The organism is Winogradskyella poriferorum (assembly GCF_050618035.1).
Lineage (GTDB): Bacteria > Bacteroidota > Bacteroidia > Flavobacteriales > Flavobacteriaceae > Winogradskyella > Winogradskyella poriferorum_A.
In genome coordinates, this window is the sequence record NZ_JBODPY010000004.1 from 319,666 (window position 1) to 338,250 (window position 18,585).

The window sequence follows — 18,585 nt, forward strand, 5'->3', positions numbered from 1 at the left end:
TTTCAAGCGAAGTAAAACACATAGTTAATGTTATATATTTAACAATATGTTTAAAATATGATATTTATAATTACTTTTATCAGTTTGAATACGCAATAAAATATCTTTGAAAAAAAAACTTATGACCCAACAACTTTTAGACATCTCATCTCAATTTGGTAGCCCTTTATATGTATACGATTCATCCACGATTATAAAACAATATAACCGATTAACAAACGCATTTGATTCTGTAGATAATCTTAGAATTAACTATGCTGTTAAAGCATTGTCAAATCTTTCTGTTTTAAAATTATTTAAAACACTAGGATCAGGTTTGGATACAGTTTCGATTCAAGAAGTACAGTTAGGATTGCGTGCAGGTTTCGAACCCCATGAAATCATATATACGCCAAATGGTGTTTCACTCGAAGAAATAGAAGCGGTAGCAGAATTGGGTGTTCAAATAAACATAGATAATCTTTCAATTTTAGAACAATTTGGTACCAAACATCCAAACATACCTGTATGTATTCGTATCAATCCCCATGTTATGGCAGGTGGTAATACTAACATATCTGTAGGTCATATCGATAGTAAATTCGGAATATCGATACATCAAATACCTTTATTACTTCGTATCGTAGAAAATACAAAAATGACTATTAATGGCATCCATATGCACACAGGTAGTGATATTTTGGATATTGATGTGTTCCTATATGCCAGTGAGATTTTATTTGAGACCGCCAAACAATTCAAAAATCTCGATTTTATAGATTTTGGTTCTGGTTTTAAAGTCCCTTATAAGCAAGGCGATATAGAAACCAATATTGAAGAATTGGGACAAAAGCTTTCTCAACGATTTAATGAATTTTGTGAAGATTATGGAAGAAGCTTAACATTAGCATTTGAGCCAGGTAAGTTCTTAGTGAGTGAAGCTGGCGTATTTCTAGCTAAAGTGAATGTTGTTAAACAAACTACCTCAACAGTGTTTGCACAAATAGATTCAGGTTTTAATCACTTAATTAGACCAATGCTTTATGGGTCGCAACACGAAATCATAAATATTTCTAATCCAGAAGGTCGCGAGCGGTTTTATTCAGTCGTGGGTTATATATGCGAAACAGACACCTTTGCCAATAACCGTAGAATTAATGAGATTAATGAAGGTGATATACTATGCTTTAAAAATGCTGGTGCCTACTGTTTTACCATGGCTAGTAATTATAATTCTCGTTATCGTCCAGCAGAAGTTTTATTCCATAATGGAAAAGCTCAGCTCATAAGAAAGCGGGAATCATTTGATGATATTCTACATAATCAAGTTGAAATTGCACTTTAAAAGTTACCATTTGTAAGATTTTTATTCGCTTTCGTCGGATATTTCATATTAAAATTGAAAATATCCCTATATTCCTATTAGTTATTTCCTTAGAATTCAATTACTTAGTAAGAAAAATCACATAAATCGTACCCTAACTACATGTGCCTAATTTCTAATAGATTTCCTGTATGCTATTAGAGTATTTATGTTTTGGTTGACTATAATTTAATCAACTAAATCATTCACATTATGAAAAAACTAAGTATTCTATTACTTGTTGTTCCATTCTTTCTTATGGGACAAGACGAAAACACATCAATGATTAACAATGTAACCCACATTAAGGTTAAAATGGGTCATGATGCACAATTTATTGAAGGCGTTAAAAACTACAAAAAATGCTATGCCGAAAATGGCGGTACTGACACCTGGAATTTCTGGGATCGTGTACAAGGAACTAACTCTGTATATGCGGTGACCGACATAATGGAAAATTGGGCTGGTATGGACGAAGGACCAGACGAAGCAAGTGGAAAATGTAGATCAATTATGATGGAATCTATTATGCCACACATGACCGATGTCAACTACATGATTACCACCAGTATGCCAGAAGTTAGCAATGACTCTAATGAACCTGTTTCAAAAGTTTGGGTTACATATTTTAGAGTAAGCAATGGTGCAGATTTTATGTCAGTAGTTAAAGCTGTTTCCGGTGAGGTGAAAAAAGCCGAAGGTGATGAGCGTGCTTACTGGTACCAAGTTCAAGGCGGTAGTGAAAAAGATGCTGACTATCTTGTTGCTTGGCCTTTCGAAAAATTTGCTGACCTAGATGAAGATCGTGATGGTGTATGGACTGTATATTCTAAGGCACATGGTGAAGAAAAAACAGCTGAAATGCGTGCAAAATTTAATGCTGCTGTAGATGGATCTTGGTCTTATATCTACACCAAGAATAATGATATGTCAAAAGCTGACTAACATTAAATATATTCAAGTTTAGCGGTATTATGTTATCCTACAAATAGTTTTGGTCTCATTAATTTGACTTAATAAAGTTGAGTATTCGACCAAAGCCTAGTGTTAATTAAGTTATCAATTCAACCGCTAATTTTAAAAGCGTTACTTATGGTAGCGCTTTTTTCATACTTTTATTAATGACTAAAGCTTTCAATTTTTAGATATGACATCTATCAAATCCAACCGAATTAATTCAATCGATATTTTACGTGGCTTGGTCATGGTCCTCATGGCCTTAGACCATGTACGTGACTATTTTCATATAAATGCCTTTACAGGTAATTATCCTGAAAATATGGAATCCACCAATATAGTATTATTCGCAACCCGATTTGTTACCCATTTTTGTGCGCCAGTTTTTGTATTCTTAGCGGGTACCTCAGCGTTTTTGTATGGTCAGAGTAAATCAAAAGGACACCTATCAAAATTCCTCGTAACAAGGGGAATTTGGCTTATAGTTGTTGAAATTTTCATCAACAATTTTTTATGGTGGTTCGATCCTTCATTCGGTTTTACAAACCTTCAAGTTATTTGGGCAATTGGGATTTGTATGATTGCCTTAGGGCTACTCATTCAGCTACCTAAAAAAGTGGTTTTAATAATAGGACTTTTAATTGTCCTAGGACATAATTCACTGGACAGTATTACAAGAGAAGGCTCTAGCATTGGTTCAGTTATTTGGTACATATTGCATCAAAACAACGGAATTAGTATCCCCGAAAATCGGATGATTTGGTTTTCATATCCTGTTTTAGCATGGATAGGTGTAATGGCTCTAGGGTACTGTTTTGGGCAACTGTATCAAAAAGGGTTCGACTCAGAAAAAAGAAAAAAATGGTTGACATATCTCGGCTTTGGTTCAATTTTACTCTTTTTCATTTTAAGAGGTATAAATGTTTATGGAGATATAGCACCTTGGTCGATACAAGAATCCACAGAAAAAACAATAATTTCTTTTTTCAATGCTACAAAATATCCGCCATCATTAATATATCTATTGATGACCTTGGGACCAGCATTTATTTTTCTTAAAGTTATTGAATCCGTTAAATCTAAAGCGACAGTAATATTAATTGTTTTCGGAAGGGTACCCTTCTTTTATTACATACTGCATATCTTAATCATTCACCTAGGAGCTATATTGGGATTATTAATAACTGGAAAGGATTGGAAACTCATGATTCTAGATAATGAAACTATGATGTCTGGTGCATTACAAGGCTATGGTTATTCTCTCTTAAGCGTTTATATAATTTGGATTCTTATTGTTACCATACTTTATCCGATTTGTAAAAAATATATGATATATAAACTATCAAATAAAGATAAATGGTGGTTGACTTATTTGTAACTTTACAACTTTCGAAATCCTAATCAATTTTAAGATAATATGCTCAAATTGAACACTTTATTTTTAACAGTCTTCTTGACTTTTAGTTATCTCGTACAATCTCAAAATACTACCGATCCATCACGATGGACACCCGAAGATATCATAAACACCGAATCTGCGAGATCTATTTCCATCTCTCCTGATAACTCAATGGTGGTCTGGACCAAACGTAAGGGTGTCAAAGAAAAGGATCGTTTTGTTTCTGATATCTATTTGACACGACTTAATCTTAAGGAAGATGACCAATTTAAAACTGTGCAACTTACTAATGGTAATGAAAATGATTACAGTCCCATTTTCTCAAGAGATGGTGAGCATATTTACTTTTTATCATCAAGAGATAAAGGAAAAAAATTATGGAAGCTGAGCATATATGGTGGTGAAGCCAAGGAAGTTAAAACATTTAAAAATGGAATTTCAAATCTACAATGGAAGACCAATGAAGTATTGCTTTACCAATCTAATGACGGCAAAACACTGTACGAAACTAAATTAGAAGAGAAAAAGGATAACGTTGTGGTAGTGGAAGATACGCTACACTGGAAACCAAATCATGTATACGCTTATAATTTGAAAGACAAATCGAATATAAGATTAACAAATAATGAAAAACCACTTTCTGGATATCAAATTTCAAGAGATGGTAAATGGCTCATTTATGGTGAACAGCGCAATATTAGTTATGCTTCGGACGCCCAACACGATCCGTATCAGTATCTGAAAAATTTGGAAACAGGAGAAACGAAAAGAATCTTATCTAATTTTGGTTATCCTACATATGGTTTTCGCTTCACAGAGGATAACGAAGGATTTTACTTTTCTTCAGAATATGGATCCAATCCAGAATATAATGGTTCCGGAATCAACGAATTGTACTATTTTGATCTTGGTAACATGAGTTTTACTAAGGTTAACCTCGATTGGGACTTAGGACATGCAGGAGGATATCAAGTGGTCAATAACGATGTATTGGTATCACTAGCAAATAGAGCTACAAGACGATTAGCTTATTATAAAAAAAATGGATCCAAATGGACGCGAAAGAAAATTGATCTAGGCGAAAAAAATGATCACGTTTCTATTGGAGCTGTTTCAATGGACGGATCTAAAGTCGTATACAATTACTCTACGGCTTCTCGTCTACCAAGCTACCACATTGCAGATCTTAAGGAAAACAAATTTTCGAACGAGAGTGCCCTGATTCAACTCAATAAAAATCTCTCAAAAAAGAGCATTACTAAGAGTGAAGTTATGGTTTGGAAAGGTTACAAAAATGAGGAAGTAACCGGAATTCTATATTACCCTGAAAATTATGAGGAAGGTAAGCGTTATCCTTTAATGCTTTCTATACATGGTGGTCCTGCCAGCCAAGATCTAGATTCATGGTCAGAAAGGTGGAGTACATATCCCAATCTCTTAGCGCAACGTGATATGTTTGTATTAAAACCAAATTATCATGGTTCCGCAAATCATGGTCTGTCTTATGTAGAAAGCATAAAAGAAAATTACTACGAACCAGAATTGGAAGATATCATTAAAGGTATTGAGGTATTGCACGAAGAAGGAAAAATAGACAAGAGTAAATTGGGTACAATGGGCTGGTCTAACGGTGCTATTATTACCACGATGCTTACCGTACGTTATCCAGATCTGTTTAAAGTTGCAGCACCAGGTGCTGGTGATGTGAATTGGACATCAGATTATGGGACCTGTAGATTTGGTGTAAGTTTTGATCAGCATTATTTCGGTGGTGCACCTTGGGATGACGTTAATGGCAAATCCTACAATGAAAATTATATTTTAAAATCACCTTTATTTGAGATTGAAAAAATAAAAACTCCAACTATTATTTTTCATGGTAGTGCAGATAGAGCAGTTCCTAGAGATCAAGGCTGGGAATATTATAGAGGTTTACAGCAAGTAGGAAAAGCACCAGTGCGCTTCTTATGGTTTCCTGGGCAACCACATGGTCTAGGAAAAATAACGCATCAACTTCGTAAAATGAAGGAAGAAATAACTTGGATTGAAACCTATTTACTCAATAAACCTAACACTACCAATGAGGCCTTTAAAAAAGGCAGTCCATTAGAACACATCATTAAGTTACAAGACGTTAAAAAAACCGATGGCCTATATGGAGAAATAATTAATGGTAAATTAATACCTGAAACCGTTTCAGTAGGTAAAGATTCTATCGCGATAGGTCGTTTTGAGATCACAAATGCTCAATACAAATCCTTCAAAGAAGACCATAAGTATGATGCTAGCCATGCCAATTATCCTGTCATCGTTTCTTTAGAAGAAGCACAAAATTACTTGGCTTGGCTTTCAAATCTTACTGGTGACAAGTATCGTTTACCAAATCAAAAAGAAGGTCAATCATTCCATAAAACTGCTCGTAAAGTGGCTAAAAATGAAAATACATTGAACTATTGGGCAGGTTATGACTTAATTAAAAGTGACTTCGAAAAATTAAAATCAAAACTTGCAACGCATGACCCTAACCTAATTAAAGAAGTTGGTTCTTTTAAAGCTTCGAAAATAGGTGAGGCATTAGTTTATGACCTTGGTGGGAATGTAGCTGAATATTTCCAAAATGGTATTTTTGGTTACAGTGCATACGATCACGCAGACCAAAATTCTGAGGATATGGTAAAAAGCAATTATGTTGGTATTAGAGTAATTAGAGAGTAATGGATGGTTTTGATGTTGTTCTGGTCATCGCAATAATCCTGTTCGCAAGACTTGGAGTACGACTAATTACGCAGTATTTAAAAATAAAAAAGGAAAACAACGATAGTAACCAAAACCATGATTAATCTTTTTAGAAAAATACGAAAGAACTTGTTTGACAATAAAGTAACGTCATATTTTTTCTATGCCCTTGGTGAAATTTTCTTGGTAATGGTGGGTATCCTTCTTGCACTTTATGTAAACAACCTTAACGAAGAAAAAAAACAAGATAAACAGCTTAAGACCATTCTAAAAACCGTCCGCGCGGATTTGGTAACAGATACATTAGTTGCTACTGAGATCATAAAGTTCTATGATTCTATTAATAAATACAGTAACAAAATTATAAATAAGGAATATTCTAAGTCAAACATTGAAGAATGCCTGCTATGCCGTAGCCTAACCACATTATATCAGCCCTTAACTATTCAAGATAAAGGGTATTTAATGCTTAAATCATTCAACCAATTTGATATGAATGAAGCAGATAGCCTACAATTGGTAATCATACAATATTATAAATCAAGTTCAACAATAATTGAACAGAGTAATGAATTTATAAAATCCGAAACATTGAAAAATCTCGATTATTTAAAATCTAAAGATTGGTTTGTTAATTGGATGCAAGGCCAGTTTACTGATGAAATGCGAGAATTTTTTGGAGAATCTACAGACTATCGCAATAGAGTCGCCTCTAATTTAATTTTAGCAAGTTCTAACCACAGCCGATTTGTGAGTGCTCATAAAAACGGTGCTGTAGAATTAATAAATAGGATTGACACTACACTCAAATCAGATTAATACCTTAGTTTATAAATCTCTATAAAAAGTAAGTCCATTACCGAAAAGGTCATAAAAAGCAAATTCCTTAGTGCCCCAAGGCATTTCTCTGAGCTCTGTTCTATCATGAAAAACCGCTTTGGTACTATATTCTTTATAAAGGGCTTCGATATTCTCAACATAAATTCTAATCATTGGTTTATCTAAGCCATTTTCCCATGATTGTTCATCATGCCATTGTATATGAATTTCAATAGCATCCCTAATTAAACCAGCATAACCGTTAGGATCGGTTGGATCTTTAAACGCAATTTCAAACCCTAATTTTTGGCAATAATATTCAATTGCCTTATCTATATGCTTAACGGGTAAAACAGGATGAATGGCTTTTAAAAATCCAAGCATAAAATTGATTAACTTAGTTCAATAAATGTAACAAAATATTATTTCTGAACTCTTTAGGTTATGAAACTTTTATTCTTCTTCATTTTTTTATCACTTCCAATTTACTATTTGGGTGCACAGACTATTGAAATGAATAAGCGTTTTGAAAATGATTCTGTTTATCTTGATTATATCAATCCATTTTACGCGCCAATTGAGATTAAGATTACAGCCTTAGATAGCACAAAGAATTACATTAGAACTAAATCTGGAGCACTATTAAAACATCGAGATACACTCTTCAGTGCTGTCGTCATCCCCTCATCTAAAGTTGCTGATACAAGTTCTATCAGTAGTAAAAAATATATTGCCTTTAAAGGGAGCTTTGGTGATCCTAACTCAATTATAGATCAAGATTACAAATACACCTTACCCTATCCTAAGGGTAAGCGCTATAAGATTATTCAATCCTTTGGAGGTAAGTTTTCTCATAACCAGCCACATTCTAGATACGCAATTGATTTCGGGACTAAAATTGGAGACACCATAACCGCAGTTAGGGATGGTATTGTATTTTTTGTAAAAGAAGATTCCGATGAATATTGTAAAACAAGAAAATGCGTCGATAAGGGAAATAAAGTCTACATCCTACATAAGGATGGTACTATGGCACATTACGTACATTTAAATTTAAACGGTGCTTTAGTCGATGTTGGAGATGAAGTAAAGGTTGGTGAACCTATTGCTATTTCAGGAATGACTGGTTTTACGACAATACCACATCTTCATTTAGTACTATACAAGTCAAATGGTATCTCAATCCCATTTTACTTTAAAAATCAAAAAACGAAGAAACTTAAACCTGGCAAGTACTACACACGTAAAAAGTAAGACTAAGATCTGATCTTGCCTGTAAAATGATTAACCTTTGGATTAATAGGGTTTCCTGAAGACCGTCTGTAAATAACAATCTGTCCACAATGCCAAATAGCATCCGCTATAGGCCCATTAATCTGATTCCAAAAAGGAATTTCTTGCTCCCCAAAAATTATTTTATACTGTGATATATCATCACTCTTTTTTAAGATATCTGAAGCTGTTTTTAAATTTAATAGCGTTTTTTGGCGCAATTCTTCATAGGATAGTGAATCCATTAAACTTTTATTGGGTTGCTTTAAGGTAGAATTGACAATCACATTTGAAAGTTCAAAAATATGTATCATGGTTTCTAACGTCGTACGGCCCTCTTTATTAGGTTGGTATGATAGGTCCGCGTCGGAAAGCTCATGTGTTGCCCAATAAAATCTAAATCCTAAGGCGTCTATCATCCTAGAAGCGACAGTGCCTGCAGTATAGGTCTCAGAATATTCAGGTATCTCATAATACGGTAATGATGTCTTATCTTCTTGCGAAAAACCAAGGGCTACACATACAATGAAGACTAGAGAGAAAACAAATTTCATGGAATTAATCTTTAATTTTACTTGGTTCCGGTAATGGATTGACACCATACTTGTCATACAAATAAACCAATGAGGTCATAGTCGCTGCACCTAATTCAAGTTCGCGTTTATTAACATGCTCAAACGTATCGTTTGATGCATGGTGATGATCAAAATAGCGTTGAGAATCTGGTCTTAATCCCGCAACTACATTACTTTCAGTTTGAAGCGGTCTAACGTCCGCACCACTTCCTCCTATTTCAAAATAATGTATGAAATAGGGTTTAAAAAGTGGTTTCCAATTTAGGACCTGATTAAAATTTGCTTCATTGGCATTAAAAGAAAAACCACGTGGTGTAAATCCACCTGCATCACTTTCTAACGCGAAAATATGATTCTCTCCTTTTTCCTTTGCAACCTCTGCGTATTTACGTGCTCCTCGCAATCCATTCTCTTCGTTCATAAAAAGCACCACTCTAATACTACGTTTGGGTTTGATTCCACTTTCTTTTAACAATCGGAGAACATCCATTGATTGTACTACACCAGCACCATCGTCATGAGCACCATCGCCTAAATCCCAAGAGTCAAGATGTCCTCCTACTAAAATATATTCATTTGGATACTCAGAACCTGTAATCTCACCAATGACATTGTAAGACAAGGCATCCTCAAATTGTTCGCAACTCTGCTCAAAATAGAACAATAAATCTGGCGATTGTTTTAAGGCACTGCTCAATTTAACCGCATCATTTGTGCTAATCGCAGCTGAAGGAATACGATCCTCAAGAGGTAAATCTCCGTAACTCATACTTCCGGTATGCGGATAATCGTCTTGTCGAGAACTTAAAGAACGTACTATAGTACCAACAGCTCCATACTTGGCGGCTTCTGCTGCCCCTCGATACCGTTCTGAGGAGCAACCACCATAAGCCTCAAAAGTATTTATCAACTCAGGTTGTAATGGTCGATTAATAAACACAATCTTTCCTTTGACCTTTTCTTCACCTAGTGCCTCAATATTCTTATAAGTACCAACTTCAATAACTTGAGCTTTTGTACCACCAGTTGGCGTTGCAATTGAACCACCTAGAGCACAAATATTAACCCTCTCAAACGAATTAGATGTCTGAAAATAGGCTTGCTCCTTCTCACCTCTTACCCATTTTGGTACCATTACGGGCTGTAACCAAACTTTATCCAAACCTAATTTTTCAAGTTCCGCTTTGGTATATTCTACTGCAAGCTGTGCATTAGTAGAACCTGATAATCGTCCACCAATTGTATTCGACAAGTAATCTAACCAATCATAACTTTTACCATTAGTTAAGGAGGTACTATATATGGTCCTTACAACATCTTCGTCACTTTGTCCGTGACTATATGTTCCAATAAGAAAAAATACTAATAGGAATTTTAAAATTCGCATGGTTATTCGTTTTCAAGTTGTTGTTTGTATAAGCTGATATTTGCTTTTTCTTTTGCCGGTAGTTCTGGCTCCTTAATATCGCTGTAGTTTTTTAAGGTATCATATAAAATCTTTGCTACAATATATCTGGCCGTCGGCTTATCATCTGCTGGGATATTAAACCATGGCGCATGATCTTTAGAACTGCGGTTTAATACATCTTCATAACACGCCTGATATTTATCCCAAAGCTTACGTTCTTTTAAATCATCTGCAGAAAATTTCCAGTTCTTATTAGGCTTATTCAGTCGTCTTAATAGACGATTTTTTTGTTCATCTTTAGAAATATTTAAAAAGAATTTGAAGATAATCGTTCCATTATCAGAGATATGTTTTTCGAAATTATTTATTTCCTCAAAACGTCTATCCCAGAAAGCATCAGTTACGTCATCAACCGAATTGATATCTGGCATGTTTTCATAAATAAGGTAATTTGGATGAACACGCGTAACGAGGACATTTTCGTAATGTGTTCTATTAAAAATTCCAAACTTTCCTCGAGCTGGTAATGCCAAATAATGACGCCATAAATAATCATGTTTTAATTCTAAATCTGTAGGTTTTTTAAAACTATGTGCTACTATTCCTCTTACATTAAATTCTTTAAAGACTTCTCGTATAAGACTGTCTTTCCCGGCAGTATCCATACCTTGTATACACATTAAAACAGAATATTTTCCATGCGCGTACATGGTATTCTGGATCTCGGCTAAATCTTCACTAACCTGTCTAAGTTCCTTTTCAATTTCCTTTTTCCCAGCACCTAAGTCCACCGCAGTTGGTAAATCTTTAATACTAACCTGAGACGTAATTTTATAGTCGCCTATTTTAATATGTTCCATAGTCTAATTTATTTTGAAGCGAAGGATTTTACATCAGATTCGCTTACTTCCTTTCCACCTAATATGATTAAACGTTCTACCACATTTCTTAATTCTCTGATATTTCCTGTCCAATCATAATTCTGTAATAATTTAATGGCTTTTGCAGAAAATGATTTTTTTGCCGTCCCTTGTTCTTGTGAAATTTTATTTGCAAAATAATCGATAAGTAATGGAATATCTTCTCTACGATCATTTAAGGCAGGCACTTGGATTAATATTACTGCAAGTCGATGGTATAAATCTTCCCTAAATTTACCATCTTCAATCTCTTTCTTAAGATTTTTATTTGTTGCAGCAACAACACGAACATCAACTTTGATATCCTTGTCACTTCCTACGCGCTGAATTCGACTTTCCTGCAATGCTCGTAACACCTTGGCTTGAGCCGATAGGCTCATATCTCCTATTTCATCCAAAAATATTGTACCTCCATTAGCAGCTTCGAACTTACCTGCTCTATCCTTATTTGCAGACGTAAAGGCTCCTTTAACATGACCGAATAATTCACTTTCAATTAATTCTGAAGGTATTGCAGCACAATTAACTTCTATCATTGGCCCTTTAGAACGATCACTCTTTTGATGAAGCCAATGTGCAACTAGTTCCTTACCAGTTCCATTTGGACCTGTAATCAACACGCGTGCATCTGTAGGCGCCACCTTATCGATCATATCTTTTATGCGATCGATAGCATCACTTTCGCCAATCATTTCATAGTTTTTGCTAACTTTCTTTTTAAGTCGTTTGTTCTCTACAACAAGCTCTTTACGGTCTAATGCAATTCTAACCGTATTTAAAAGTCGGTTAAGGTCTGGTGGTTTTGATATATAATCAAAGGCACCTAAACGCATGGTATTTACCGCAGTATCTAAATCTCCATGACCAGAAATCATTACCACTGGAGTTTCTGGTTTTAACTTCTTAATCGCCTCTAAAACTTCTACACCATCCATTTTTGGCATTTTAATATCACAGAGGACGAGATCAAAATCGTCTTTCTTAATTTTCTCTATACCTGCCAAACCATCTTCGGCTTCATCAACAGCATAAGCATCGTTTTCTTCAGATAGTATCTTTACTAAAACACGCCTTATAGCCGCCTCATCTTCAATTATTAATATTTTTGACATAATTATATTTTAAATTTTATTCCTGATCTTAAATAAAAAGCATTCAGCTCATTTAAACCAAATATTTCATCACGATCACCATTTCTTAATACGTTATTTAATCTAAAGGTATAACCTAAATAGGTATAAGCCACTAGATGTTTTGTAAAACAATATTCGTACCCAACTCCTGCAACTGCAAGAGAAAGTGAGATATTATCTACGAGTTGACCATTGACATCAAAAGGTTGTTGAATATTAGCAAAATAACCATCTAGTGCTGCAAAGACCTGAAGCATGCTCTTTTCATCAAAAAAATACTTCAAATTAGATTTTGGTACACCTAAGTTAAAAGACCAATTCTTGTTAACTCTTCTATAGTAACTTACAAAGGGCAATGGAAAGGGCAATCCTGCAGTTGTATTGTAAGTTAAACCTAAAACTAAACGATAAGGACGATCAATATCGGTAGCAGAGGTTCTATCCTTTATTGCAAATATACCACCATTTAAAAATAAGTCATTACCTGTTATCGAAGTCGTTAAAGTGGAGGCAATCCTTGGGTTTATATTGAGTCCCAAACGCCAGTCATTTTTACACTTAAAGGTGTAACCTAAACTAAAATCAATTATATGAAGGGTTTTAATTTCATTAGTATTGAAGGGATATTCGTCTTCAAGGTTTAGAATTATTCTATTGTATTCACCGCCAACAATTAAATAATCTTTATCCTTAATTCTAATGGGAAAGTTTAATGAAGCTCTTAATCTGGTATATTGATCTTCTGATTTACTGCTTGGTATGAAAGAATACTCTAATTTGGCGAGGTCTGTTAATTGGGCTTGGGCAAAATGTATACAGCTAAAGGTAAAGACACCTGTAAGAAGTATAAATCTTGAAAGCCAATTAGTCATTTAACAATTATTGGTTTTTAATATGAACATCACGTTGCGGAAATGGAATCGTAATATTATTTTCCCTAAAAAGACGATCGATTTCAAATCTTATATCACTTTTTGGAAAAGTCGCTTTAAAACTATCATTCAATGTAAAAATGAGTTTGAAGTTTAGTGCACTATCTGCAAACTCTGTAAAGACTACGACAGGTTCAGGTATTTGAATTACTTCAGGATGCGAATTCGCAACTTCTAATAAGAGCTTTTTAACCAATTGCGTGTCACTTCCATAAGCAACACCAACCTCAACACTTTCTCTTGTGAGCGTACCATTCTGAGTCCAATTATAGAGTGAATTGGTCAGATACAAGTGGTTTGGTATTACTAGAACCTTATTATCTATAGTTACGGCTCTAGTTGTCCGTAATTTAATTTCTTCAACACGACCAACTTTTCCGTCTAGTTCTATAATATCTCCAACATGAACGGTCTGATCTATAAGAATAAATATTCCTGAAATGATATCTTGGAATAGTGTCTGTAAAGCTAAACCAACACCTATTAATAGTGCTGCTGATGCTGCAAAAATTCCAGTAACATTAAAGCCAATAATATGCAAGGTTATTAGCAAGAAAACTAAATAGACAATCCACTTACCATAGGAAAAGACCGTATCGAATTTAGGTTGATCTTCTTTTGGTAAGTTTCTGGTTAAAATCCGTTTTATAATCTTTAGAAGTATTGATGTAAGAACAATAACAAGTATGACAAACAATATTCCCTTTACGGTAATGGAAATATCGTCTGAAAATGACAGCTTGTAATTAAGGATATCCTTCATTTCTAATAGTCTAATACTTTAACCACTTAAACAGTTCTTTATAGGTGGCTTTTTTACCATACATAAGTATCCCAACCCTATATATCTTTGCCGCAAACCATACAGCAAAAATAAAGGTGCCAATTAATAATAATAATGATAAGCCTTGTTGCCAAAGTGGTACGCCGAAAGGAATTCGCATCAACATGACTACAGGTGATGTTAATGGTATAAACGAGAATACTGTTGAGACCGTTCCATGAGGATCTTCTATAACTGTAAATACACCAACGTAAACTGCTAAAATTAAAGGCATAAGAATTGGCAACATAAACTGCTGTGTATCTGTCTCGTTATCAACAGCTGCACCAATTGCAGCGTATAATGAACTATACAGTAAATAACCTCCTATAAAGAAGAACATAAAAGCAACTACAAGATTTGCTAAAGGTAAATTGGTAATCGCAGAAACTATATTTTCAGCCATCATCTGCGCTTGGTCTGCACCTTGCTGGGTCATTGCCTGGTTCATTAAATCTTGTTGTGGTGTATTCACTTGAGACATATCGATACCAAAAATAGCCGAAACTACCGTTAGCATAACACCACCTAATACTACCCAAATAGCAAACTGCGTTACACCTGCTAATGAAGTCCCTATTATTTTACCCATCATCAATTGAATAGGTTTTACCGAAGAGATGATAACCTCTATGATTCTGCTAGTCTTTTCTTCAATGACACTGCGCATAATCATATTACCATATATGATGATAAACATGAATAGTAAATAACCTGCAATACCACCAAAAGCCAATTTCACAACATTGTCCACTTTAGAACTCTTTTCACCATCAAAACTCTCTTGTGCAATATCAATATTAGTTTTTGAAGCTTCAATCTGATCTAAGGAAACCCCATCCTTTTGCAATTTCATTTCTCGTAAGCGTTTTTCAATCTTACGTTCTAAGCCTGAAATAATAGTTAATGAAGGAGATTCCTCAGAGTAGAATTTTACATTGTCGTTTATCGCTTCAAGAGATGTAACTTTAGCTATGTGCAATAAGCCATAATCTTCTTTTTCTTTTACGAGCTCCTTGGCGTCCTCCAAGCTTAAACCATTTAGCTTAAGATAGGTTGTATTTTCAGTGCTTTCAAAAATGTCCGTGAGGTAACCGGTTTCATCCAATACTGAAATGGTACGTTTTTTATTGCTGTTAATCTGGCTCAGGTAAGAAACAACAGCGATTAATGCAATCATTATCAAAGGACTCAAAAACGTCATAATAATAAATGACTTATTCTTAACTTTCGTTAAGTATTCGCGCTTAATTATGAGGGGTAAATGATTCATTTCTTAGTTGTTTTTTACAGTTTGAATAAAAATATCATTTGCTGTAGGGATGACCTCAACAAAATGATGAACTTCAGCCTTCGAAGTTAGAAACGACAGTAACTCGTTAGGCGAGGTAGATTCATCTATTTTTATATTCAATTTAATATCGTCGTGCAGATTCTTGAAAGTTGCTGGTAACACGTTAAAGCTTTGCTCTATCTCAGAGAGTACTTGTTTGCTATTACCAGATTGAAGTCCAACTTCGAATGTATTCGATTTATAATTCCGCTTTATATCATTTAATTTACCATCCAAAATCTTGTTTGACTTATGTATTAAAGCAATGTGATCACACAACTCTTCTACAGATTCCATTCTATGGGTTGAGAAAATAACAGTTGCGCCTTCGTCTCTTAATTTTAAAATCTCATCTTTAATTAAATTAGCATTAATAGGATCAAATCCCGAAAAGGGCTCGTCAAATATGAGCAACTTAGGTCGGTGCAACACCGTCACAATAAATTGAATTTTCTGAGCCTGGCCTTTACTAAGTTCTTGTATTTTCTTATTCCACCAATCTCCGATTTCTAGTTTTTCAAACCAGTACTTAAGACGCTCCTTTGCTTCAGCTTTTTGCATCCCTTTAAGTTGTGCCAAATACAATGCTTGCTCCCCTACTTTCATCGACTTATACAATCCTCTTTCTTCTGGCAAGTATCCAATATCCCTAATATGTTCAGGCTTTAATAATTCACCATCTAAGCGCACCTCACCTTCATCAGGCATAGTAATCTGGTTTATAATTCTTATCAAAGTTGTTTTACCTGCACCATTTGGCCCTAATAGTCCGAAGATACTGCCTTTAGGTACAGCAATAGATACTTCATTTAGTGCCTTAAAATTCCCAAAGTTTTTTGAGACTGAATTGGCAACTAATAAGTCGTTCATTTAGTAATGTTTTTAAAAATAGGTTAGAATGTAAATATATTAAATGTTGGAGAGTTTTAAGCTAAAAATCGATGACAAAAAAGTCTTTAAAAACAGAGATTTATTGACCTTTGACTTAAAAAACAAAACCCACCCTTATAATGAAATAAGGATGGGAAAAAATTGCTATGAAAAAGAAAAATTACCGCTAATTAGCATTAGCGATAATTCAAAGATAGTATTTTTTATTTAACGAGGGTCTTTTACGAGAACATATCTTTAACCTTTTCAAAAAATGACTTATCTGAACTTTCTGGTTTCGGCTCAAAATGTTCATCATTTTTCATCTCTTCAAAAAACTCTTTTTGTTTTTTACTTAAAGTCTTTGGCGTCCAAACATTTACATGCACTAGTAAGTCACCTTTACCATAACCATTAATGCTTGGAATACCTTTCCCTCTTAGTCTTAATATCTTCCCAGATTGCACACCTGCTTCAATCTTTATTCTTACTTTACCAGTTACGGTATCAATTTCTTTAGACGTCCCGAGTACTGCATCTGGTAGGCTCACATACATATCGTAATGTAAATTATCACCTTCACGCTTTAAAGTAGGATGCTCTTCTTCTTGAATCAACACCAGTAGATCTCCAGAAATACCATTACCAGGAGCGTCATTACCCTTGCTGTTAACTTTAAGTTGCATACCATCTACAACACCTGCTGGTATTTTTACAGAAACAGTTTCTTCAGAAACAATTAAACCCTGTGCATCAGCATCAGCTGGTTTTTTATCTATAATCTGGCCTGCGCCATTACATGTCTGACATGTCGTTGCTGTTTGCATACGACCCAAGATGGTATTGGTTACTCTAGTAACCTGTCCTGTACCATTACACGTTGTACATGTTTTATATGTCGTACCAGGCGCATGCTTTTTGCGTTTAACTTTTATCTTCTTCTCAACACCATTCGCTACTTCTTCTAAAGAAAGAGAAACTCTAATACGCAGATTACTACCTTTTACTACACGTTGACGGCTACCTCCAAAACCACTGAATCCACCACCAAAAGCACCTCCAAAGATATCGCCAAACTGACTGAATATATCATCCATATTCATGCCACCGCCACCGAAACCTCCACCTTCGAAGGCTTGATGACCAAACTGATCGTATCTCGAACGTTTATCAGGATTGCTCAAAACTTCATAAGCTTCGGCTGCCTTTTTAAACTTCTCTTCAGCATCCTTATCATCTGGATTCTTATCAGGATGATATTTTAAAGCCATTTTACGATAAGCTTTCTTAATTTCAGACTCTGAAGCGCCTTTACTTATTCCTAATATATCGTAATAATCTTCTTTCATACTTAAATCCCAAAACGGGAATCTTTTTAAATTCTAAATTGAGAAAATCTCTTAATTCTTATTGTCCTATAACCACTTTTGGAAAACGAATGACCTTTTCACCAAGTTTGTAACCGCGTTCTACAACATCAATAATCTTTCCTTTTAAATCCTCACTAGGCGCTGGTATTTGTGTTACCGCTTCATGGTCGTCGGCATTAAAAGCATCACCTTTATTCACTTCTATTTTAGAAAGGCCTTTTTGCTCTAAAGTTGTTATGAGCTTATTATAAATAAGTAATACACCTTTTCTTAACTCCTCTGCTTCTTTGTCTTCTTCAATATGCATTAAAGCTCTTTCAAAATCGTCAAGCACAGGTAACATGGCTACCATGACGTCCTGACTCGCAGTTTTAAAAAGGTCTATACGTTCTTTTGATGTTCGCTTTTTGTAGTTTTCAAACTCAGCAAACAATCGCATAAATTTATCTTTCTCTGCAGCCAATTCATCCTGAAGTTGTTCTTCAGGTGATTTAACCTCTTCTTGTTGCTCAGCCTCAGCAGTAGCTGTTGCCGTATCTTTTACATCTATAGTTTCGTCCTTTTTCGCTTTATCTTTTTTACTCATTTGAGTTGTGTTTTTAAATCTTCGATTTAGTGTTGGCAAAAGTACTGCCATTCTGTAAATAATGTCAAAATGTCATTAACATTTTTTTATCATTCTGAGGCATAACTTAT

General features: G+C 34.6%; 17 protein-coding genes. 6 read left to right on the forward strand and 11 right to left on the reverse strand.

Features of this window, described 5'->3' with window-relative positions:
* Positions 1-121: 121 nt before the first annotated feature.
* The 5 genes from lysA (at position 122) to ACRHOC_RS11205 (ending at position 7,253) form a co-directional block, all read left to right on the forward strand.
* Positions 122-1,324, forward strand: a complete 1,203-nt coding sequence (gene lysA, locus ACRHOC_RS11185; RefSeq protein ID WP_431158726.1) for a diaminopimelate decarboxylase — start codon at positions 122-124, stop codon at positions 1,322-1,324.
* Positions 1,325-1,555: 231 nt separating this feature from the next.
* Complete coding sequence (locus tag ACRHOC_RS11190; protein WP_431158727.1) at positions 1,556-2,287, forward strand: hypothetical protein; 732 nt, start codon at positions 1,556-1,558, stop codon at positions 2,285-2,287.
* 202 nt (positions 2,288-2,489) lie between these two features.
* Positions 2,490-3,677: a DUF1624 domain-containing protein gene (locus tag ACRHOC_RS11195; protein WP_431158728.1), complete on the forward strand. Its 1,188-nt coding sequence runs from the start codon at positions 2,490-2,492 to the stop codon at positions 3,675-3,677.
* Between the two features lie 39 nt (positions 3,678-3,716).
* Entirely contained in the window at positions 3,717-6,413 is a 2,697-nt protein-coding gene (locus ACRHOC_RS11200) for a S9 family peptidase (protein WP_431158729.1), read from the forward strand.
* A 117-nt stretch (positions 6,414-6,530) separates the two neighbouring features.
* Positions 6,531-7,253 carry a hypothetical protein gene (locus ACRHOC_RS11205; protein WP_431158730.1) on the forward strand — a complete coding sequence of 241 codons (723 nt, stop codon included), beginning with the start codon at positions 6,531-6,533 and terminating at the stop codon, positions 7,251-7,253.
* 9 nt (positions 7,254-7,262) lie between these two features.
* Here the strand turns inward: ACRHOC_RS11205 and ACRHOC_RS11210 are convergent, their stop codons facing one another.
* Positions 7,263-7,637, reverse strand: coding sequence for a bleomycin resistance protein (locus ACRHOC_RS11210; RefSeq protein WP_431158731.1), 375 nt, complete (start codon positions 7,635-7,637; stop codon positions 7,263-7,265).
* A gap of 60 nt (positions 7,638-7,697) precedes the next feature.
* On the opposite strand from ACRHOC_RS11210, the gene ACRHOC_RS11215 reads away from it, so the two are divergent.
* Entirely contained in the window at positions 7,698-8,507 is an 810-nt protein-coding gene (locus tag ACRHOC_RS11215; protein ID WP_431158732.1) for a M23 family metallopeptidase, read from the forward strand.
* A gap of 2 nt (positions 8,508-8,509) precedes the next feature.
* On the opposite strand, the gene ACRHOC_RS11220 is transcribed toward ACRHOC_RS11215, so the two are convergent.
* From ACRHOC_RS11220 to ACRHOC_RS11265, 10 genes are all read right to left on the reverse strand, one after another.
* The gene (locus tag ACRHOC_RS11220; protein WP_431158733.1) at positions 8,510-9,079 is read right to left on the reverse strand and encodes a hypothetical protein; all 570 of its coding nucleotides are present in this window, start codon (positions 9,077-9,079) and stop codon (positions 8,510-8,512) included.
* Between the two features lie 4 nt (positions 9,080-9,083).
* A complete protein-coding gene (locus tag ACRHOC_RS11225) occupies positions 9,084-10,487 on the reverse strand; it encodes a M20/M25/M40 family metallo-hydrolase (protein WP_431158734.1) in 1,404 nt (467 codons plus the stop codon).
* 2 nt (positions 10,488-10,489) lie between these two features.
* Positions 10,490-11,368, reverse strand: a complete 879-nt coding sequence (locus ACRHOC_RS11230) for a PPK2 family polyphosphate kinase (RefSeq protein ID WP_431158735.1) — start codon at positions 11,366-11,368, stop codon at positions 10,490-10,492.
* Between the two features lie 8 nt (positions 11,369-11,376).
* Positions 11,377-12,540: a sigma-54-dependent transcriptional regulator gene (locus ACRHOC_RS11235; protein ID WP_431158736.1), complete on the reverse strand. Its 1,164-nt coding sequence runs from the start codon at positions 12,538-12,540 to the stop codon at positions 11,377-11,379.
* A 2-nt stretch (positions 12,541-12,542) separates the two neighbouring features.
* Positions 12,543-13,433 (reverse strand): DUF6268 family outer membrane beta-barrel protein, encoded by an 891-nt coding sequence (locus tag ACRHOC_RS11240; protein WP_431158737.1) that lies wholly within the window; start codon positions 13,431-13,433, stop codon positions 12,543-12,545.
* A 7-nt stretch (positions 13,434-13,440) separates the two neighbouring features.
* The gene (locus tag ACRHOC_RS11245) at positions 13,441-14,256 is read right to left on the reverse strand and encodes a mechanosensitive ion channel family protein (RefSeq protein WP_431158738.1); all 816 of its coding nucleotides are present in this window, start codon (positions 14,254-14,256) and stop codon (positions 13,441-13,443) included.
* 10 nt (positions 14,257-14,266) lie between these two features.
* Positions 14,267-15,589 carry an ABC transporter permease gene (locus ACRHOC_RS11250; RefSeq protein WP_431158739.1) on the reverse strand — a complete coding sequence of 441 codons (1,323 nt, stop codon included), beginning with the start codon at positions 15,587-15,589 and terminating at the stop codon, positions 14,267-14,269.
* 3 nt (positions 15,590-15,592) lie between these two features.
* Complete coding sequence (locus ACRHOC_RS11255; protein WP_431158740.1) at positions 15,593-16,519, reverse strand: ABC transporter ATP-binding protein; 927 nt, start codon at positions 16,517-16,519, stop codon at positions 15,593-15,595.
* 242 nt (positions 16,520-16,761) lie between these two features.
* Positions 16,762-17,868, reverse strand: coding sequence for a molecular chaperone DnaJ (dnaJ, locus tag ACRHOC_RS11260; RefSeq protein WP_431158741.1), 1,107 nt, complete (start codon positions 17,866-17,868; stop codon positions 16,762-16,764).
* A gap of 58 nt (positions 17,869-17,926) precedes the next feature.
* Positions 17,927-18,475, reverse strand: coding sequence for a nucleotide exchange factor GrpE (locus tag ACRHOC_RS11265; protein ID WP_431158742.1), 549 nt, complete (start codon positions 18,473-18,475; stop codon positions 17,927-17,929).
* Positions 18,476-18,585: the final 110 nt, after the last annotated feature.